Annotated in this window: 17 protein-coding genes and 3 pseudogenes; 11 read left to right on the top strand and 9 right to left on the bottom strand. The window is 64.1% G+C overall.

Annotated elements, in window-relative coordinates; translation table 11 throughout:
* Nucleotides 1–59 precede the first annotated feature (59 nt).
* Nucleotides 60–1,616, top strand: a pseudogene (locus ACIBG0_RS20860) (FAD-dependent monooxygenase); the annotation flags it as partial.
* Between the two features lie 179 nt (nucleotides 1,617–1,795).
* Here ACIBG0_RS20860 and ACIBG0_RS20865 read toward each other — a convergent pair.
* Complete coding sequence (locus ACIBG0_RS20865) at nucleotides 1,796–2,914, bottom strand: 2OG-Fe(II) oxygenase (RefSeq protein WP_397034589.1); 1,119 nt, start codon at nucleotides 2,912–2,914, stop codon at nucleotides 1,796–1,798.
* Nucleotides 2,915–3,477: 563 nt separating this feature from the next.
* On the opposite strand from ACIBG0_RS20865, the gene ACIBG0_RS20870 reads away from it, so the two are divergent.
* Nucleotides 3,478–3,603 (top strand): hypothetical protein, encoded by a 126-nt coding sequence (locus ACIBG0_RS20870; RefSeq protein WP_397034590.1) that lies wholly within the window; start codon nucleotides 3,478–3,480, stop codon nucleotides 3,601–3,603.
* 563 nt (nucleotides 3,604–4,166) lie between these two features.
* On the opposite strand, the gene ACIBG0_RS20875 is transcribed toward ACIBG0_RS20870, so the two are convergent.
* Complete coding sequence (locus ACIBG0_RS20875; protein WP_397034591.1) at nucleotides 4,167–4,571, bottom strand: spore-associated protein A; 405 nt, start codon at nucleotides 4,569–4,571, stop codon at nucleotides 4,167–4,169.
* Nucleotides 4,572–5,388: 817 nt separating this feature from the next.
* On the opposite strand from ACIBG0_RS20875, the gene ACIBG0_RS20880 reads away from it, so the two are divergent.
* Both ACIBG0_RS20880 and ACIBG0_RS20885 read left to right on the top strand, forming a co-directional pair.
* Nucleotides 5,389–6,195 (top strand): NAD(P)H-binding protein, encoded by an 807-nt coding sequence (locus ACIBG0_RS20880; protein ID WP_397034592.1) that lies wholly within the window; start codon nucleotides 5,389–5,391, stop codon nucleotides 6,193–6,195.
* Between the two features lie 207 nt (nucleotides 6,196–6,402).
* Entirely contained in the window at nucleotides 6,403–6,630 is a 228-nt protein-coding gene (locus ACIBG0_RS20885) for an acyl-CoA dehydrogenase family protein (protein WP_397034593.1), read from the top strand.
* A gap of 163 nt (nucleotides 6,631–6,793) precedes the next feature.
* On the opposite strand, the gene ACIBG0_RS20890 is transcribed toward ACIBG0_RS20885, so the two are convergent.
* Nucleotides 6,794–8,629: an acyl-CoA dehydrogenase gene (locus ACIBG0_RS20890; protein WP_397034594.1), complete on the bottom strand. Its 1,836-nt coding sequence runs from the start codon at nucleotides 8,627–8,629 to the stop codon at nucleotides 6,794–6,796.
* 142 nt (nucleotides 8,630–8,771) lie between these two features.
* A pseudogene (locus ACIBG0_RS20895) lies at nucleotides 8,772–9,187 on the bottom strand (nuclear transport factor 2 family protein).
* Between the two features lie 120 nt (nucleotides 9,188–9,307).
* On the opposite strand from ACIBG0_RS20895, the pseudogene ACIBG0_RS20900 reads away from it, so the two are divergent.
* From ACIBG0_RS20900 to ACIBG0_RS20915, 4 genes and pseudogenes are all read left to right on the top strand, one after another.
* A pseudogene (locus ACIBG0_RS20900) lies at nucleotides 9,308–9,529 on the top strand (PadR family transcriptional regulator); the annotation flags it as partial.
* A gap of 49 nt (nucleotides 9,530–9,578) precedes the next feature.
* Nucleotides 9,579–9,710, top strand: a complete 132-nt coding sequence (locus ACIBG0_RS20905; RefSeq protein ID WP_397034646.1) for a hypothetical protein — start codon at nucleotides 9,579–9,581, stop codon at nucleotides 9,708–9,710.
* On the top strand, nucleotides 9,710–10,372 hold the full coding sequence (locus ACIBG0_RS20910) for a hypothetical protein (protein ID WP_397034647.1): 663 nt from the start codon (nucleotides 9,710–9,712) through the stop codon (nucleotides 10,370–10,372). The genes ACIBG0_RS20905 and ACIBG0_RS20910 overlap by 1 nt, the downstream gene beginning before the upstream one ends.
* Complete coding sequence (locus ACIBG0_RS20915; protein WP_397034595.1) at nucleotides 10,366–11,049, top strand: tyrosine-type recombinase/integrase; 684 nt, start codon at nucleotides 10,366–10,368, stop codon at nucleotides 11,047–11,049. Before ACIBG0_RS20910 ends, ACIBG0_RS20915 begins: the two co-directional genes overlap by 7 nt.
* Nucleotides 11,050–11,286: 237 nt before the next feature.
* Here the strand turns inward: ACIBG0_RS20915 and ACIBG0_RS20920 are convergent, their stop codons facing one another.
* Nucleotides 11,287–12,177 (bottom strand): alpha/beta fold hydrolase, encoded by an 891-nt coding sequence (locus ACIBG0_RS20920; protein ID WP_397034596.1) that lies wholly within the window; start codon nucleotides 12,175–12,177, stop codon nucleotides 11,287–11,289.
* A gap of 112 nt (nucleotides 12,178–12,289) precedes the next feature.
* Between ACIBG0_RS20920 and ACIBG0_RS20925 the strand changes: the two genes are divergently transcribed.
* Together ACIBG0_RS20925 and ACIBG0_RS20930 are read left to right on the top strand one after the other, a co-directional pair.
* Entirely contained in the window at nucleotides 12,290–13,387 is a 1,098-nt protein-coding gene (locus ACIBG0_RS20925; RefSeq protein ID WP_397034597.1) for a glycosyltransferase family 4 protein, read from the top strand.
* Nucleotides 13,387–14,256, top strand: coding sequence for a hypothetical protein (locus ACIBG0_RS20930; protein WP_397034598.1), 870 nt, complete (start codon nucleotides 13,387–13,389; stop codon nucleotides 14,254–14,256). The genes ACIBG0_RS20925 and ACIBG0_RS20930 overlap by 1 nt, the downstream gene beginning before the upstream one ends.
* Here ACIBG0_RS20930 and ACIBG0_RS20935 read toward each other — a convergent pair.
* The 4 genes from ACIBG0_RS20935 to ACIBG0_RS20950 all read right to left on the bottom strand — a co-directional run bounded on the left by ACIBG0_RS20935 (nucleotide 14,240) and on the right by ACIBG0_RS20950 (nucleotide 17,753).
* The gene (locus tag ACIBG0_RS20935) at nucleotides 14,240–15,739 is read right to left on the bottom strand and encodes a CocE/NonD family hydrolase (protein ID WP_397034599.1); all 1,500 of its coding nucleotides are present in this window, start codon (nucleotides 15,737–15,739) and stop codon (nucleotides 14,240–14,242) included. The genes ACIBG0_RS20930 and ACIBG0_RS20935 overlap by 17 nt on opposite strands.
* On the bottom strand, nucleotides 15,732–16,481 hold the full coding sequence (locus ACIBG0_RS20940) for a PIG-L deacetylase family protein (protein ID WP_397034600.1): 750 nt from the start codon (nucleotides 16,479–16,481) through the stop codon (nucleotides 15,732–15,734). The genes ACIBG0_RS20935 and ACIBG0_RS20940 overlap by 8 nt, the downstream gene beginning before the upstream one ends.
* Nucleotides 16,478–17,218, bottom strand: a complete 741-nt coding sequence (locus ACIBG0_RS20945) for a lysophospholipid acyltransferase family protein (protein WP_397034601.1) — start codon at nucleotides 17,216–17,218, stop codon at nucleotides 16,478–16,480. Before ACIBG0_RS20945 ends, ACIBG0_RS20940 begins: the two co-directional genes overlap by 4 nt.
* 334 nt (nucleotides 17,219–17,552) lie before the next feature.
* Complete coding sequence (locus ACIBG0_RS20950; RefSeq protein ID WP_397034602.1) at nucleotides 17,553–17,753, bottom strand: hypothetical protein; 201 nt, start codon at nucleotides 17,751–17,753, stop codon at nucleotides 17,553–17,555.
* Nucleotides 17,754–17,917: 164 nt separating this feature from the next.
* On the opposite strand from ACIBG0_RS20950, the gene ACIBG0_RS20955 reads away from it, so the two are divergent.
* The gene (locus ACIBG0_RS20955) at nucleotides 17,918–18,523 is read left to right on the top strand and encodes a TetR/AcrR family transcriptional regulator (RefSeq protein WP_397034603.1); all 606 of its coding nucleotides are present in this window, start codon (nucleotides 17,918–17,920) and stop codon (nucleotides 18,521–18,523) included.
* The last annotated feature ends 102 nt before the right edge of the window (nucleotides 18,524–18,625 follow it).

Below are 18,625 nucleotides of genomic sequence, written 5' to 3' on the forward strand. Positions count from 1 at the left end.
GATGACGCAAAAGCAGATTTGGCCGGTCTCCCTTAGCGCGATATGCGGCCGAACGCAACGAGCACACGACCCTGTTCCCGAAAATGGACATCACCAACTCCGCGAGCATGGAGTTGCTGCGACGACTGGGCGTGGATGAGGAGCTGCGGTCGGTCGGTGTCGGGTCCCAATACTCCTTCGACGTGATCTTCGCCGCTGGGCTCGACGGACCCGAACTCGGTCGGTGGAGCCTGCCCTCGGTCACCGAACAACGCGCGGAATTCGCTGCCGTCGCCGACGGCAGCGTCCCGGGACAGCCGTGGCATCGCTGCTCACAGGCGATCTTCGAGGCGAAGATGATGGACCACGCCCATCGCGATCCCTTGGTCGACGTGCGGCAGGGCTGGCGTCTGGAACGCTGTTTCCAAGTCGGCGAGCAGGTGGTCGCAGAACTGGCCGACGAGAGCGGGCGCATGATCACTGTCCACGCCGACTACCTTGTCGGCTGCGATGGAGCCTCCAGCCGTGTCCGCAAGCAGCTGGGCATCGAGATGGACGGGCCGAAGGATTTCCAAACTGTCGGACTCGTGCACTTCCGCTCGATCGATGCGGCGAATCTGCATGCGCTGGGCCGGTTCTGGCATTTGTTCACTCCGGCTGGTGCGGTGGTCATCGCGCAGAACGAGATCGACACATGGACTCTGCACCAAGACCTCGGGGCCACAGTCGACGATCCGGACCCCATCGGCGACCCTCGCGACTTCGTAGCCCGGGCACTCGGCCGACCCGTTGTCATCAACGAGGTGCTGGCCTCCGGCGTATGGCGACCCAACGCGCTGCTGGCCGACTCATATGGCCGGGATCGGATCCTGCTCGCCGGGGACTCGGTGCACACCGCAATTCCCACCGGCGGATACGGAATGAACACCGGACTTGGTGACGCGATCAATCTCGGATGGAAACTCGCGGCAGCAGTCAACGGCTGGGGTGGTCCCCAACTCTTGGCCAGCTACGAGCTCGAACGGCGCCCGATCGGGGAACGCAACCGCAACGCCTCGGTGGAAAATGCGGTCGTCCACCTGCAGTACAGAGCAATGGTCGACGCACAGCTCATCGCCGAGGACAGCGACGCCGGACAGGCCCATCGCGAGCAGATCACGCAATTCCTCGCCGCCAACGACGCCGAAAACCTCAGCCTAGGAGTGGAATTGGATGTCCGTTACGAGAAATCGCCCGTTGTCGTACCCGACGGCAGTACCGCCCCGCCCTGGGATCGTCGTCGTTTCGTCCCCACCGTGCGCCCCGGCCACCACGCGCCGAATGTCATTCTCGACGAGCAGACGACCCTGTTCGACCGGTTCGGCCCCGAGTTCACCCTCGTCGACGCACTTGGCGACGACAGTCAAGCGGCATTGCTACTGCTCGAGGCCGAGCGCTCAGGTGTTCCGATGCGGTATCTGAAGCTGACCGATCCCGAACTCGCTGCCCTCTACGACCACCGCTTGGTTCTCGTACGGCCAGATCTGCATATCGCCTGGAGTGGCACCGACGCCGCGAACGCGGCGGAAATCATTGCGCGCGTTCGCGGAACGAACACGCTGAAGCGCGATGCCGAGATGATGCCCATCGACGTGTAGTCGGCCAGCGGCAGCGCAATCTCCCCGATCGCTGCCGTCTGCCTAGTCCTCCCTGTGATCGGCACACTCGTCACTCACGCACGGAACGAGAATTCGCTCAATCCCGACTCGTCAGCCCGTGGGGCTGACAGGTCGTCCCGCGTCGAAGGTTCATGCCGGGGATTGCTTGCCAGGCCGTTCTACTGACGGGGCCGGATGATGATCGCCGCGCGCCTGTACCAGAAATTGGCGGTGTTTCCTTCATTGCCCATGTAACCCTCGATTTCCGATGCGAACGGCTCCAGCGTCAACTTCGATGCGCCCGTACACAACTCCTCATCCCAAACCTCCCGCACAGCGGGCTCACCGGCCGCGCCTGACCGATCGATCAGCCACGTCAATGTGATGGTCGACAAGCGCAGCTCGCCGAGATCTTCCGATCCCGGGACCAAAGGAAGGCTCGAGCACACCGGAAGGCTCGCGGGGTCATCGCGCACAGGCTCCACCATTTCCCCGTCTTCATCGAACTCCATGTCAGCGCTTTCGACGCATCTCCACCCATCCTCAACACGCTCCCAACGCTGACGATAGATCCCCATCCACGAGGTGTAGTCCTCCTCGTAGGAGTCCTCGACCTCCGCGAGCGCCAGCGACGTGTCGTATCCCGCGATGTCCGCCGCCGCGAGCATCATCCCAGCACGGGCAGCATCGCCGCCCTTAAGCTGATCCCACCCGAATCCGTGCTGGGAATACTGATGATCCAGCAGATAGACGAGTTGATGAGGTGGGCGTTTCGCCGGCTCGCGGTGGAAAGGCCACGTCGACAATTCGATCGGTGTGGTGAAATGCGCGCGTAACTGCTCGGCCAGTAACGTGACCGACGGATGCATGGCGAACGCGGCGGCGTCCGGGCCGGTACGCCCCTTCGCCACCAGGTTGTAGGTCAGCGTGATCCGGAAACCGGCGGTGACCGGCAGCACCTCGTGCTCGCAGTCGCCATAGAACGCGACGAAGGACAGCTCCTCCGGCGAACCCTGGTCGGTGACCTTCGTCCCCTGCTGCTCGATCACCAGCTCCCCGCCGGTGAACGCCGAAGGCAGAGTCACCACCAACGTGCCGATCATGCCGTCGGCCTTCTCTGAATCCTGATGGCGCTGAAAGAATTGTCCCGCCTCATACACCAGCATCGAATGCAGCTCCGCCGACAACTCGCAGTCCGGCGCCAGACCTAGCTCGGCCCGCAGTATGTCCAGCATTGGCAGCAACGTCTCGCGCCACTGCCGCTCGTCGACCGTACCCGGTCCCGCGGAACCTCCCATGTGTCGCGCACATTCGCGTCCAATAAGGTCTGCTCACGCAGACCATACCGCGCCGGCCGCGCGACCTCGCACAGTCGCCGCGCCTGAGCCGGCGTCACCGGCAACCGGATCGGCCCCACCCCATCTACCTCGATCACCAGGTTCTCCGCCGAACCCGTCCGACGCGCAGCAAATGAACCCGCCGGCGGCACCGAACCCATGAGCTCGCCGATCACCCGTAAAGTCTTGTCCGTCATGCACTTCTCCCATGTTCGACAACGATCGCGGGCATCCTCTCAGGGCCCACCGACGATCCAGCCCCCGATGTCGCACCTTCGGAACATCGGGAACTGTGAGTCGGCCGGGCTCCGGGCCGGTCTACGCCGTACGCAGGTAAGCCTGGCAGCTCAGCGGATGTGTTGGATCGAACTCGCCACAGTCGGGCAGGGCGGCGAACTGGTCCCACAACGGGCTGGCCAGCCATGGTGGCAGAGCAGCACTGCAACCCCTCGGTCCGCCCTCTACGTAGATGATGACAGCATTTCGGCCTCCGCCACCTGGTCACGCGAAATCAGTTGAGCCGCATGGAGGTTGTCGAACACGTCACGGCGGTGTCACTCATCGAGCTGAACCGGGACAACCACCGATACGAATGGCGCGAGATCGCCGAGGTGCCGCTGGGCACACCCAGATCTCTCGAACTCCACTAGCGGGTCGTCGCCCTCGGGCGGATCTTGCCGGTTGTCCCCGACGTCTAAAAGCACGGAGCGGTCACGAGGCCTGAATCTGCGGATTCGTCGCAGGAAAGGCGTCCGCCGATACAAGATCGGTGGCGAAAATGTGGGATTTGGGTTTCATGGAGGTCGGGGATGAATCGCGGATCGGGTTAGGAATGAGTAACCCATGTATCCACTCCCCCTTGACTCTTCCAGCGCAGCCATGCAACCAGGCACAACGGCCCTATCTGTGTTCGGGGCACGGGATTCCAAGCCAGGGTAGAGCGCTGTCAGTTGGCCCCGTCGACCACTCGGCACCACCTCGGTCACTTGCCATGGACTGCAACCAGTTTCGTCGTTGCGCCTACGACCGCTCACCAACTCGGGGTGAAGTCTTTCGGCCCCCTGCGCCGACGAGAAGCGAATCACCTTGTAGCACACTCCCGTTCAGCCCACCGCCTTCTCGGCGACGGCGCTAGTACGCATTGGTGCTGCCGCCAGACCCCCGCGCACGAGCCCGTACCGGCCTGGTATGAGCAGGTACGGGCACGTGCCGTTCAGCCGCAGTGCACTTTGAATACCTGCCACTCGTCATTACCGATGAGGCCGCCCCAGTCGATGCATTCGCCCTTTGCCTCGACCTTCACCGGACCCGCGAACTCGGTGTATTCGGCGTCGTCGACGACTACGGCGCGACTATCCCCTGACCGCCGGAGCCCGGCGCCCATCCGCACGGGTTTCCCCGGCTGGTTCCGCACGGTGACAACGCAATTGTTCTTACCGTTGAAGGTCAGAAAAGCAGTGCCACCGACGATGTCGTGCGAATCGATCACGTCATATCCCTTACCGCACTGACCACCGTAGGTTGCCGCGGATGCCGTCGCGGGGAGGAATACCGCCATCCCGGCAGTGATTCCGATTACGCTCGCACACACGGCAATTGTCTTCTTGGCGTTGATCACGTAGAAACCTCTTCTTCTCGACGTGCAGTCTCGCGTACGCGGGTAGCGCAAGATCTCCGAACCGCGCTCGACGCTATTGACACACCGTCGAGGGCTTACGAGAAGAAACGCTATGCACCACATGATGGTTCACTCTGTTTCGAAATTTCCCGTTCCCCTCTGGCTGTCCGTGGAAGCATCGGACGACCGCAACCGACTCGCACCGCCCGAGAGTGATTCCATCTGCGTCAGTAGTTTGTCGTCGCGATCTGCGACGCCAGCAGGGATGCTGTCACCATCCGCCGTGCGGGCCGACCGACGATCTGTCTCGGCGCGGATCTGATCAAGGAGGGTTGGGGGCAGGGCTGGACAGAGGGGCAGCCCAATACTTTTCGGGCACTGGTGCTACATCAACTGGACCACGTCCACAATCCGGGAAGTCCTGATCGGATACGGTGCGGGCGCCCTGTGACTGACGTTCGTCATCGGTGTCACCGTACCCGCCGCCGCAGTGCATGTCCGGTTGTCGACCGGCCATCAGTGGCAACACTCCGCCGCCCGCGACAGTCACGACATCCCCGATCTGCCGAACTTCGCGGACCCTGCCCGTTCGATGTGCCATGGCGGGACCGTGACGAGGACAACAGACGGTTGCTCTAGCCTCCACCCCCGGAATGCCCGACCGACCCCATCGGCAGCTGAGCCAGCAAACCAGCCGCACCAGCCGATGACTGGTAGCGAAGTAGTCACACGCGCCCGAACGCGGTATCGCCGGCGAGCATCGCTTGACCTCAATGCTTGTTGAGGTTATAGCGTCGCGCTCGGAAAGGAGCTCACTGTGACGATATTGGTAACGGGCGCAACGGGAAACACCGGACGGCAGGTGGTGGCCGAGCTGCTGCGGAGGGGTCGAGCAGTGCGTGCGCTGACCCGCGATCCACAGCGCGCCGCGAATTTGCTGCCCGCGAATGTGGAATTGGTGGCGGGCACCCACACCGAGCCGGGCACACTCGACGCCGCGCTGGACGGCGTCACCGCGCTGCACATCACCGTGACCGCCGGAGTGGCCGAGACCGGACCCGAGTTGGTCCGCCGGGCGGTGTCCGCCGGCGTCGGGCGCATCACCATCCTCTGGGGCGGGTACGTCGGCCCCGCGGAAACCGCGGTCGCGGACTCGGGTGTGGACTGGACGAGGTTCGAGCCGCAGGAGTTCATGTCCAATGCACTCACCTGGGTCGACTCGATCCGAGCCGAGGCCGTGGTGCGTGAGCCTTTCGACTTCCCCAGTGCGGTTGTGCACGAGGCCGATATCGGCGCGGTGGCCGCGACCGCCCTGATCGAAGACGGGCACTCTGGCCGGGCGTACAACCTCAACGGACCTCAGGCGCTGACCACGAGTGAGCGCGTCGCGATGGTCGCCGACGCGCTAGGCCGGGACCTCGCATTCGAACAGATCGGCAATGAGCAGGCCATCGAGCGGTTACAGCAGACAGGGGTGTCGCGGGCCGACGCGGAGTACGTCGTCGGCTGGTACGCCGATCCGCCGGAGTCCGCGCGGATTCCGGATGGCACCGTCGAGCGGATACTCGGTCGGCCCGCCCGCACTTTCGCGGAATGGGTGACAGAACACAAAGATCGTTTCTGAGCGCTGAATGATCTGCTTCTCCCAATGGTTTCGGGCGCCGACGTTGCCAGCGAACAACGATCGATGTCACATGCCGATCCGATGCCGGGGCGATATGACGATCTGAACGCCTCGCCATCCCGCAGCACTCATCCGAAAATGGGACAGAGCCGAAAACGGCTCCGGCTCACTTCCGGTGGCGGTCGTGAGGCTATGCCAAAGGATGCAATGCCGGAGGCGAGTGAACCCACCCGGCTGGCCAACGACATTGCCCGCGACGCCATCCAGATCTACGGCGGTTACGGCTTCGCCCGCCAGGTCTCGGCCACCGGCGAAACGTACCGACTGGAGGAGATCTACCGCGACGCCAAGATCTTGGAGATCTTCGAGGGAGCAAACGAGGTGTTGCAGTGGGTAATCGCCCGGCACCTGATCGGGCGCGACATCACCGGCTGAGCCAAAACCCATACGCCACACCATTCTCGCCTGGGTGGAGCGCACCTTCTGGGGCACGCCCTCGTTGACCATCTTGACGTTGATGACCCGCGTGGTCGAATCTCGCTGCTCGCCGATGGCATCCGCGGTTCGCGCGCAGGTGCAGGTGCTCTGCGGGTGAGCCTCAGAACGCCCCGTCGGAAAGCTCCATCAGATTGGATTGCACCGACGCCACCACTTGTCTGGCCGCGGCGAGTTCTGGAAAGACGGTTGTCGCGAAGAAGTCGGCCACGGCGACCTTGCCCTCATAGAATTCGCGATCAAGGTCGGAGGGCCGGCCGTCCAGGGCCGTGAGCGCGATTTCGGCTTGCTCGAGCAACCGCCACCCGATCAACAAATCGCCGAACGCCATCAGGAAACGCACCGATGCCAGGCCGATTTTGTAGAGCTCCTCCGGTCGTTCCTGGGCAGCCATCAGGTAAGCGAAAAGGCTTTCGGTCATCGCCTGGACATGTCCGAGTGCCGTCGCCAAGCTGATGCGCAGGTCTGCCAGGCGTGGGTCCGCGCTGTCGGATTCGAGGAAGTCCGAGATCGCGGCCTGCAGATGGGCCAAGGCGACGCCCTGGTCGCGGGCGATCTTGCGGAAGAAGAAGTCCATGGCCTGGATCGCAGTGGTGCCCTCGTAGAGGGAGTCGATCTTCGAGTCACGAATGTACTGTTCGATCGGGTAATCCTGTAGGAACCCGGAACCACCAAAAGTCTGCAACGATTCGGTCAGGTACTGGTAGGCCCGCTCGGAGCCGACACCCTTCACCACCGGCAGCAGCAGATCATTCACGCGCCGGGCCATGTCCGGGTTCGCGCCGGAAACCTGTGCCGCGCTGACCGGATCCTGGTGCGCGGCGGTGTACATGTACAGCGCGCGCAGTCCTTCGGAGTAGGCCTTCTGCATCATCAGGCTGCGGCGCACATCGGGGTGTCGAATGATCGCCACTCGTGGCGCTGTCTTGTCGGTCATCCGGGTCAGATCCGGGCCCTGCACGCGGAACTTCGCGTAGTCGAGGGCGTTGAGGTATCCGGTGGACAGTGTCGAGATCGCTTTCGTGCCGACAGACATGCGCGCGTTCTCGATCACCTTGAACATCTGGGCGATTCCACTGTGCACGTCACCGACCAGCCAGCCTTTGGCCGGGATACCGTGACCGCCGAATGTCAGTTCACAGGTTGCCGAAACCTTGAGCCCCATCTTGTGCTCGACATTGGTGACGAACACCCCGTTGCGGTCGCCGAGTTCTCCGGTTCGCGGGTCGAAATGGAACTTCGGCACGAAGAACAAACTCAATCCCTTGGTGCCCGGCCCGGCTCCCTCGGGGCGAGCGAGGACCAGATGAAAGATGTTCTCCGCCAAGTCGTCCGACTCGGCTCCGGTGATGAAACGCTTGACACCGTCGATATGCCAGCTGCCGTCGTCCTGCTTGCACGCCGTCGTGCGGCCGGCGCCGACATCGGAGCCCGCGTCCGGCTCGGTCAGCACCATCGTCCCGCCCCACCGGCGGTCGACCGCGAGCTTCGCCCACCGCTTCTGCTCGTCGTTGCCGACGCGGTAGAGTACATCGGCCATCACCGGCCCCAGCATGTAGAAGAACACGCCGGGATTGGCCCCGAGCAGAAGCTCGTTGAGCGCCCAGGTCACCGGCCACGGCGCCGCAGAACCCCCGAGGTCTTTGTGCATCCCGAGCAGGAACCACTCCGAGTCCTGCCAGACCCGCACCGACTTCTTGAAGCTGTCCGGTATAGCGACCGTATGGGTCACCGGGTCGAAGACCGGAGGATGGCGGTCCGCGTCCGAGAACGATTCAGCCACCGGCCCTTCAGCCTGGCGCGCCGCTTCGGCGAGCATGGCGCGAACAGTGTCGGAGTCCAAGCCCGCGAAGTCACCGGATCGCAGGATCGCGTCGAGGCCGAGCACCTCGAACAGATTGAACTCGAGGTCGCGGACATTGCTTTTGTAGTGACCCATGGGGAACCTTTCGTGGTGCACTGCGGCACCGAATAACTTTGTGAAACTGCTTGCCGACGGCGAGCGAAGGAGAAGCCTGGCAGTTCGACGGCCGTGCCGAGCGGCTACGATCAGGTGAGCGAGATCGACGCCCGCCCTCGACTCAGACGTCGGTCGTCTCCTGCAGGAGCGATGCGGTGGCCTCGGCTTTGATGCGTTCGAACTTTTGCCCCATGCGCGTTGCCAGCGCCTGCGCCGCCGAGAGCGGACGCACCATCACCCATGAAGTCATCGATCTTGCCGTCGTCAGCGAAATGCAAGAAGTCGCAACAGGTGATTTGTTTGCCGTCGACGGCGGCCTCGAAGATCAAGGCGTGCTCGTGGCCGTCTTCGGACTCGATCTGACGCACGTAGACGAAGTGCTCGAAGACTTCGCTCACCGCGCGCAGAATCCCCGCGGTGAGCGCCTTACCGGTACGGCCTGTGAGCCACCGGGCTCGTGAACACGACGTCGTCGGCCAGCAGCGCCTCGTTGGCCGCGGGATCGCGTGCCTCGACCGCTTCACGGAACGGATGCATGAACACCTCCTATAGACAATTAGTTGAGTATTGAGAGGAACCGTAGCCCCGCATTGCTTCCATGTCCAGACCATTGATAGACAACTAATTCATTAGACAGCTTCGTGACCGATTGACCCGATGTCGCTACGCAACGCGGTGCTGGCCGCACTTCTCGAGGGAGAGGCGTCCGGATACGACCTGGCCAAAGGCTTCGATGCCTCGGTCGCAAACTTCTGGATATCCACGCCACAGCAGCTGTACAAGGAACTCGAGAAGATGGCCACCGACGGGCTCATCGAGACGCGAGTCGAACAGGAGCGGCCATGGATACGCGGTTGGTCGATGGCAAGTTGTATTCGACGGCGGAACTGGCGTTGTTGCTCGGCATCGATCCGTCGAGCCTGCGGCGGTGGCGTACGGCGAACCCTCCGTGCGGGCCTGCCTTCGTGCGGGTCTCTCCCCGGTGGTCAAGTACGCGGCCGAAGATATCGAGGCATGGTTGCGGGCAGCGCGCACCGATCCCCTCGCGGCGGTGGCGTGATGCCCGGACGCGTCAATATGCCGGTGGGCGTTCGACTTTCGTCGGACATCGAGGAACGCTCCGACTACGGTCGTCGGCCGTTCAAGGCGCGCGTGCGCTGGACAGAGCCAGGAACGAAGAAGCGTCCCTCGGTATCGGCACCATTCGAGACCCGCGAGGAAGCCGAAGAGTGGATTGCGCGACTGGAACGCCAAGCCGCGCAAGGGATCGACCCCAAGACGGCCACGATGCGCCTGGCCGAATACGGGGACGCGAATATGGACCTGGCGCTGCGGGGCCTGGAGAAGAAGACCACCGACCCGTACCTGACGGGCTGGCGAAAACGGGTCGTGCCGACCTTGGGGCATCTGCCGGTGGCAACGCTGACCAATGGCGCGGCGGATCGGGCTGTGGTCGGCTGGATCAGCGACGGCGCCGGAAAGTCGACGGTCAAGAACACCCTCGCGGTACTGGCGCGGGTGATGGAACAGGCCGTGCGCGACGATATTCGGCAATCCAACCCGGCGCGGGTGCGTGGCTCGCAGAAGCTGTATCAGCAGATCGAGGACGAACTCGATGACCCGCGTTCGCTGGCACTGTCGGACTACTCGGCATTGCTCACCCTCGCCGACGCGTTGGTGAAACGTTCGGCAGATCAGTATCAAGGCTGGGTGACGTGGTGATCTTCGCCGCGTGCACCGCCTCTCGGATCGGTGAGGTTTCCGGCTGTCGAGTCGGCGATATCGACACCGATACCTGGACATGGGAAGTACGGCGACAGACAACCCCGTCACCGGGTGGGTTGGAAGACAAAGGCACCAAGGGCAACCGAGCGCGCTACGTGCCGTTGATCGAGGAAGTTCGGCAGCTGGTCACCCGCCGACTCGCGATCGTCGGCCGCGACAACCCGGACGCTCGACTGTTCCGGGGACCGCGTGGTGGTCGGATCGCTACTGGTGTCCTCCGAGATGCCACACACTGGGATGAGGTCGTCACCAAACTCGGCTACGAGCATCTACGCCGTCACGATCTACGCCATACCGGGTTGACGTGGATGGCCGAGGCCGGGGTGAGCCTGCACGTGCTCCAGAAGATCGCCGGGCACGCCGACAGCCGGACCACCGAACGGTATTTGCATCCGGACCGCCGCGATCTGGATACCGACGCAAGCACCACCAGACCCATATCCGCCCTCCGCGTGTCGGGCCGCACGGTTCTGCGATCAGACGCGCCCCGCAGCTCCCGACCGGGTTCGGCGTGTCAGAACTCAACACGCCGAACCGTTTCAGCACCAGCAACATTTCAGCGAATTGCCGTCTTGGTCATCGATCGCGCCGACAGTCACGAAAGCTCGTCCTAGGCAACAAATACCGGAGCACCGCCCAGGTGTTCTGCCATCGACGTTGGTAACGGCGTGGCGAAGACCTCCGGGTGAAGTGGGAGCTGCCAAGCAAACGCATTCACCGATCCGGAGGTCTTCGCGCGTCCCCCCGTAATGCCGCTGCCGCCGTCCCCGAAGCAGCCCGCAGCCACGAACGCCTGCGCCAACATGCGCGTCCCACTGCTCTCCGGCCCCAGGACGAGACAGGCGGTCTATTCATGCCCGGCACTCTGCGAGATCCAGACTCGTGATGAAAGCACGCAGGTGCAGGTCGACCTCTTCGGGTTTCTTGATCGAACTCAGATGTCCTGCGTCGGGAATGATTACGAGCTGTGCACCCGAAATACTCGCGGCGGCATCGGTTTTGTGCCGAAGCGGGATGAACCGATCACCATCTCCCGCAACCACCAACACGGGAGTGGTCCCGAGTGTGGCCAATCCTGCGCTGTGGTCGCACAGGGCGGTGTCGGCGATCAATGCCAGCAGACTCATGGTTCGCACTGACGTGACGAGCCGGCGCGCACGGTCGATGTGCGCGAGCCGCATACGCGGACCGGTACGCGCCTGGCTGCTCGAGTCGTATGTCGGGTGTCGTCGCTCGCTGGTATCGGTGAGCAGCCGGCGCAGCGGAGGTACCACCCGCCAGAGCGCTCGGACCAACACGCGGGTCACGAAACCGGGCAGCCGCAGCGCGATTTCACCCCATCGTGATGGGACGGTGTCCAACAATGCGACGCCCACGATGCGGGTGCCGAAGAGCTCCGGCCGATGCGCAGCCAAGGCACATACGGCCATACCTCCCAACGAATGCGCGATCAAGACTACCGGTCGATCGGGCACGACGGAGTCGATGATCGCGGCGATGTCGAGGCCGAGTTGGCCGACGGTAGCGCTGTCGACCGGAGATTCGTCGGAGCGGCCGTGACCGCGATGGTCGAATAGGACGATCGTGCCCAGATCCGCGAGTGTCTTGCGCTGCCGACTCCAGTAGACAAGTGCAGTGTTGATCCCGCTGACGAAGATGATGACTCGCCTGGCGTCGCGATCGCCATCGAGCTCGACATGCAGTCCGGTGCCATCGTCGGCGAGCACCCGAGTTTCGTTCACGCCGCCACCTTTGCCTCAGTGCCGCAAGAACACTGATCATTATAATTTACCTTCGCTATGATTCATGCTCGGCGCACAGTGGGTGCGTTGGATCCAGTCGAGGGGTTGACGCGTGATCGTGCACCTTACTGATGTCTTCACCCCCCGCGTCGGCGGCATCGAGGTTCAGATCGAGCGGCTGGCGCGCGCCCAAACAGCTGCGGGCGAGGAAGTCCATGTGATCACTGTGACCAGCGGGACCGACGACGATATGGCAATGCCCTACAGGGTGCATCGCATCACCCGGGCTGGGCACCTGCGTTCGTTGCTGCTGCGCCTACGACCACAGGTGGCGCATGTGCATCTGAGCGTCTATTCACCGTTCGCGTTGCGCTCCGCGAGACAGCTACGGCTGCTCCGGATTCCGACCGTGATGACAGTGCACAGTATGTGGGACGCGCCCGTGCGGGCGGGCTATCGCCTGATCGGAAGGGCCGGTGACTGGCGACGTCGGTTCGTGCTGACCGCGGTGAGCACAGTGGTCGCCGACCAGGTCGCGCGCGCGTTGCCTGGGACCGCGACCGTTGTTGTTCCCAATGGCATCTCACCGGCATTGCAGCAGAACACCTCTCGCCTATCGGGAGAACTACATGTCGTCTCCGTCGGCCGGTTGGTGACCCGTCGACAACCGTTGATCCTGCTGAAAGTTCTTCGGATGGCCCAGCAACGGCTCGATGGTGAGGTCGCGGTGCAAGCCACCGTTGTCGGCGCCGGTCCACGCACGGACGCGATGCGGCGGTACCTGTATCGGCATGGCATGACCGGGTGGGTGCACTTGGTCGGGGTACAGGATCAGCGCACCATCGGTGACATCTTGGCCACCGCGGATGTCTACCTGAACGTGACCAGTCGCGAGGCGTTCGGGCTGGCCACATTGGAAGCGCGCACCGCGGGGCTGCCGGTGGTCGCCCGATCCGGTACAGGAGTGGCCGATTTCGTCGAGCACGGGCGCGAGGGGTTGTTGGGCAACACGTCCGCCGAGCTGGTGACGGCCTTGGTGCAGCTCGGGCGCGATATGCAGCTGCACCACCGGATGACCTCGCACAACCGCACGGTGGCACCGTCGGAACACAGTTGGCCGGTCGTGCTGGATCGGCTTCGCCATTGCTATGACGAGGCGGAACGTCGAGCGTGCATGTCCCGAGCTACGGCGGCAGGGAAGGCCGCCTGATGATTTCGCCTGTGCATGTCGCCCGGATCTCTTGGAGCAACGTTGATCATCTGCGCAAACGGTTCGGTAACGCCACCCTTGCCAGCCTGACTCGCGATGTGACCCGGGCGGCCCGACTACTGCGGAACGACCCGGCTGCGCGAATGGTGCCCGCACGTGCCGAACGCGTCGTCGTGACACTGTCGACTGTGCCGCGACGACGCAGGCACCTGCGCCCGGTCCTGCGCAGCCTTCTGGACCAGACCGTCCCCGCCGATCGGCTGCTGCTGGCCTGGCCGCGGCACTCGCTCCGGTCGGGGGCTGCCTACCCCGACCCGCCGTCGCTGCCCGCCGGGGTGGACATTGTGCGGTGCGAGGACGAGGGTCCGGCGACGAAGTTGCTGCCCGCGCTGCGGGCGGAGCCGAACGCGGTGCTGGTGGTCGTTGACGACGACGCGATCTACCCTGAGACCTTCCTCGAGGACCTGCTCGCCGCCCATCGCCAGGATTCGACCGCAGCGCTGGGATTGCGCGGCCAGCATGTCCGGTTTGGTTGTGACCCAAGGTATCTCGGGCATGTATGCGGGACGGCGGTACTCGAGCACGTCCCGGTCGACGTTTTGATGGGCATGTGGGGATATCTGATTCCGCCCGGATCGCTGGACGAGGCTGTGCATGATTTCGAAGGTTGGCCCGACGAGGTGCGATGGCAGGATGATGTGTGGATCTCGGCGCATCTGGCCCGGCGGCGAGTATCGCGGCTCGTGGTACCCGCGAGCGGCACGCCACTCGAATCCACTGGTGCGTTCGTGGGAGCGTTGCATCACACGGTGAATCGCTCCGGCCACAACGAGGCGGTAGCGTTCGAGACGTTCAAGACGTGGTGGTGACGATCGGCAGCACCACCGCGCTCGGTCTTTGCGGGTCGTGGAAAACCTTCTGCTCTACGACCTCGCGGTGGCGGGCAAAGCGCGGCACCGCGGCACCACAGACATGCACTCGGAGTCGATGACCTGCCGCGAATTGGTGGGCTATCGGCCACAATTCGACCTCGACCTTGCCCGTTGTCTCATGGCCGACCCGGCGCACGCCCTCACAGATGTTGTATGAGCGACCGTCGGGATGCACATCGCACAGCCGCACCACGAAGTCTGCGCCCGTCGGCGGACTGCTGTGGAAATACAGCCGCGCCGTCGCAGTGCCGATTACCTCCACCGCAGCACTCAGCGGTTCGCTGGTGTAGGTCAGCAGGTCTGCGCGAGTCTCGATCCTCCGGCAGTCCTCGGGTCGAGATCGGCCGACGATCACCGGCCCTCGCGGTGCCGGGGTCGGGTCGGCGGGGTCATAGCGGTAACGGTCACCACCAGACTCGTCAGGGCCATTTCCGGCCAATCGCCCGCCCGTGCGCAAAAACCATGGAACTAGGCGGGTTCCGGGCAGGGGCCAGTCAGCGTAGTCGCGCCATTGCCGTGCCCCGGTGACGAACAGCCGGACAGGAAGCTCCCGCAAACCCGCGCGGTCACCGCACAGATGCGCCCGGAACCATTGCCGTGCTTCGCGGTTCGCGGTGAGAAACAGCTGAGGGTGATAGTGCCCCCACGGCCCGACCGTCAGGTGTGGGGCGGCGCCCGCCGCCCGCAGCGCGAGAAAGTCGCGAATCAGGCCGGGCAGGAAGATGTCATACCATCCGCCGACCAGATGCACCGATGCCATGACGCCGGATCGGGGCGCATGGCTGTGATCCAATCTTGCTCGCAGCGGGCTGCCTGGCCCTCCGTCGGCGATGACTGCTTGGTAGAACGGTACCGCTCTGCCTCCGGTCGCCACGTCGAGTTCGGCTGCGGGCCGACCGGACGCAATGGCGCGGCGCGCCCGCCTGGGTGCGAGCAGTGCGGTGGTGAAGCTGTGGTTGGAGCACCAAATGAGCACCGACTCCAGCGCGGTCGACCCGCCGGTAAAGATCGTGTCAGCGATCGACGACGACGCCACATGCACTGACATCGCGCGTAATTCGGTCACGTCGGCGGCAATAGCCCAGTGTGCGAACCCCATCGCGCTCATACCGTGCAACGCGAGGGGCCCGCGGAACCAGGGTTGTCCGCGCAGCCACGCCACCGTGGCAAGGCCATCTTCGCGCTCGGTGCTCAAAGGCAACACCTCGTCGCAGGATCTTCCGTCCTGCACGACGACCTGGAAGCCGTGTAGAGCGAAGTAGCAGCCGTAGAGGATGCCCATCGGGCGGCGGCCCATCGGCGACCGAACCAGGATTGTCGCCTGTGCCGGGCTGTTGGCAGGCAGGTAGAGATCGGCGAGCAAGAGCGTGCCGTCAGCCATCGGGATGGACAGATCGCGTTCGATGCGGAGATCAAACACTGCGCCGCACAAACCATTCCGTGCCGAGTACCCATCGTAACACCGGCTGCGGCAACCGCAGCAGAGCGGCCAACGTGCGCACTCCGTCACCGCCAGCTGCCTGGCTGGCATGCGCGGCCATGCTCGCCCGCTTGCCTGCTGCGTAGCCGCGTACGTTCACCCGGTGAGTGATCGCGCTGCCGGGCGAGTAGCTGCTGGCGAGCCGGTCCGGCGTCAGCCCGGTCGGTGTCAGGCGAAACAGGGCGGCGATCTGGATCGCCCGAAGCAACATGTCGCGGTCGACGGTGGCTTCCAGCAGTACTGGGGTGCCCGCGATCCTCGCCGCGAGTGAACCCACGTGGTGCAGATGAACGTGGTCGGGATGCCCATAGCCCCCCGCCGGGTCGTAGGACGTGACCAGCTCGGCGCGCTCCTCGACCAAGAGTGCGGCGATCCGCTCCGCAGCCTGCTCGACTGGCGTGGCGGAGAACGAGTTCGGTGCGGCACCATCCGATCCGGAATCGCCGTAGCCGAGGAACTCCACCCGCGCGCAGCCGAGGGCGGCAGCCGAGTCCATCGTTTCCCGCCGCCGTCGCGCGCCGAGTTCGGTCCCGGCAGGCGAATCCGTGAGTCCCGCTTCACCGTCTGTGGCGACCACCAGGACGACCCGATGGCCCTCGGCGGCCAGGCGCGCCATCGTGCCCGCGGTCAACAGGGACTCGTCGTCTGGATGGGCGTGCAGGAACACGCAGGTCGAGCTCACGAGACCTGCCCACGGCGCGTAGCGTTCTCATCGGCGTCCCGCGCCGCGGCCTCCTCAGGGCCGGGTGCGGTGCCGCCGAGATGCTCAGGCTGCCACCACTTCTCGGTACCAGAGCACGGGTACTCGCGTTGGGCGCAGTCCAGTAGTGCCTGCATAGCTACCCGCAGTTGCTCGGTGACCTCCTCGGGATCGTCCTGGGATGTCGGGCGCAATGGTTCGCCGATGACGACGGTGATGGGCAGCAGTGGCTGGATCAGCTCACGCCGAGCCTTGGTCCACAACCGGTGCGTTCCCCACACCGCAACAGGGATCAGCGGCACGCCAGCCGCGCCTGCCAGTCGGGCTGCGCCGGTCCGCAGCCGCTGGACGGTAAACGACTGGGCAATAGTGGCCTCGGCGAACACGCCGACCACCTCGCCGGACTTCAGTGCGTCCGTGGCTGCGTCATATGCCGCACCTCCGCTCATGGGCCGGATCGGAATCTGTCGCAGGCCGCGCATCATCGGCCCGTACACCCGGTGGTCGAACAACTCCTGCAACGCCAGGAACCGCACACAGCGCCGGGCTGCGCCCAAGGCGACTGCGAACGGGTCCAGGTAGGACACATGATTGGCGACGATCACCGCGCCGCCCGTTGCGGGGATGTTCACCTCGCCACGGATCCGGATCCGCAGCCCCAGCGCGCGAGACGCCACCCTGACAGCAAGAACTACTGCGGGATAGATGACATCACCCATACCGTGACAATCTAGTGTCCTGCGCCTGAAATGCGTTGAAGATATTCAGAGAGTGATTCGAGGATTTCCTCTGCGGTTTTGCGCCAGAAGCGGTTGGGAGTTGGACGCTTGCCAGGTGGCAAATCACGACGATCCTGTGCCGCCAGGCAGTTCGGACGATGACATGCATCGGGGCTGGCTCGATCCATCCCCGATCGGTACGGCGCAAGCCTGTCGTGGCAAATCGATGATGTGCCCGGGCAGACCCGAGAGTCGGAGCGAGCGACTGAAGATCAGCAGTGCCGCCGGAGTTCCTCGCCCAGCCGCGCACCACCGTGTCCCCGAACCTGAACTCCTAGCGAGCGTGGCTGATCTGTGGTGAGGTCGCCGACGCACCCCGGAGCAGGCCGATTAGCCGGGTGCCGGAGTTCGAGCAGTACACCGCCGCGATGCGGACCCGGACCGCGGAGTTGCCGCGTTCCACGGCATCGCCACACCGCTCATCGCCAGACGACTCGGATCCCGACGCAGTGCCATTGGCGTCCAAATTGATCACGCCCCTCCTCCGAATCGAAGACTCCGCAGCGGAACAAATCAATGGACCAGCGCTGACCGAGGCATCTACGACGGTCACCGCCGGACATTGGCCGCCACGCGGGGACGCACGCCCCACACCACTTGTCGGACAAATGTCCGAGAACAGGCAATAGACTCTTACGAGTGGCTACCCGACCGACCAAGCACCGAGAACGCAGCTCCGCACGCCGGACGATACTTCTCGAAGCGGCCATCGAAATTATCGCCGAATCGGGTGTCAGCGGGGCGACACACCGTGCGATCGCTAGCCGGGCCGGCGTTCCCCTATCGACCACCAGCTATTTCTTCAGTTCGCTGGATGAGTTGATCGCCGCAGCCCTGCAATTGGTCGCTGACCGAGTTGTTGCGCGCACTGAAAGCGCGATCAGAGAGATCGACGAATCCAACCTGACGGCCGAGGCAGCCATCGATCGTTTTGTCGAAAAGCAACTCGCCACACCTCGATCCGAAGCTGTCGCTCAAGTCGAGTTGTACCTCGAATCGGTGCGTCGGCCTGAACTCCAGGCAAGCGCACATCAAGTGATGGCCAGTGTCGAGCGCGTTGCAGAGACAGCCCTTCGAGCCATGGGAATCGCCCGGCCCGGGGCCCGAGCCCCCATCGTGGTGGCGCTCATGGATGGTCTCGACCTGCACCGATTGACTTGGCCCCGCGGCGCGGCCGACCGTAAGGTGCTGCGCGAAGCGCTGCTCAGTCAATTCCATGTCTTCGCAATGGAAGACAACCACTGAGGCCAGGCTCAGCCTCGGCGAGCCTGGTACCTTTGGGTCGGCTGGCTCTAGCAACCATGTGTTCCGCATCGTCTCCTACCGCGATCCAGCCAGGACGTCGCA

It is taken from the genome of Nocardia sp. NPDC050630 (genome assembly GCF_044457245.1).
Taxonomy (GTDB): Bacteria; Actinomycetota; Actinomycetes; order Mycobacteriales; family Mycobacteriaceae; genus Nocardia.

What these genes read in the sequence shown, in the direction of transcription:
- ACIBG0_RS20930 (WP_397034598.1), top strand. Translation starts at nt 13,387, where the DNA reads ATGATTTCGCCTGTGCATGTCGCCCGGATCTCTTGGAGCAACGTTGAT.
- ACIBG0_RS20870 (WP_397034590.1), top strand. Translation starts at nt 3,478, where the DNA reads ATGGAGGTTGTCGAACACGTCACGGCGGTGTCACTCATCGAGCTGAAC.
- ACIBG0_RS20885 (WP_397034593.1), top strand. Translation starts at nt 6,403, where the DNA reads ATGCCGGAGGCGAGTGAACCCACCCGGCTGGCCAACGACATTGCCCGC.
- ACIBG0_RS20890 (WP_397034594.1), bottom strand. Translation starts at nt 8,629, where the DNA reads ATGGGTCACTACAAAAGCAATGTCCGCGACCTCGAGTTCAATCTGTTC.
- ACIBG0_RS20910 (WP_397034647.1), top strand. Translation starts at nt 9,710, where the DNA reads ATGCCCGGACGCGTCAATATGCCGGTGGGCGTTCGACTTTCGTCGGAC.
- ACIBG0_RS20945 (WP_397034601.1), bottom strand. Translation starts at nt 17,218, where the DNA reads ATGGGTGATGTCATCTATCCCGCAGTAGTTCTTGCTGTCAGGGTGGCG.
- ACIBG0_RS20865 (WP_397034589.1), bottom strand. Translation starts at nt 2,914, where the DNA reads ATGGGAGGTTCCGCGGGACCGGGTACGGTCGACGAGCGGCAGTGGCGC.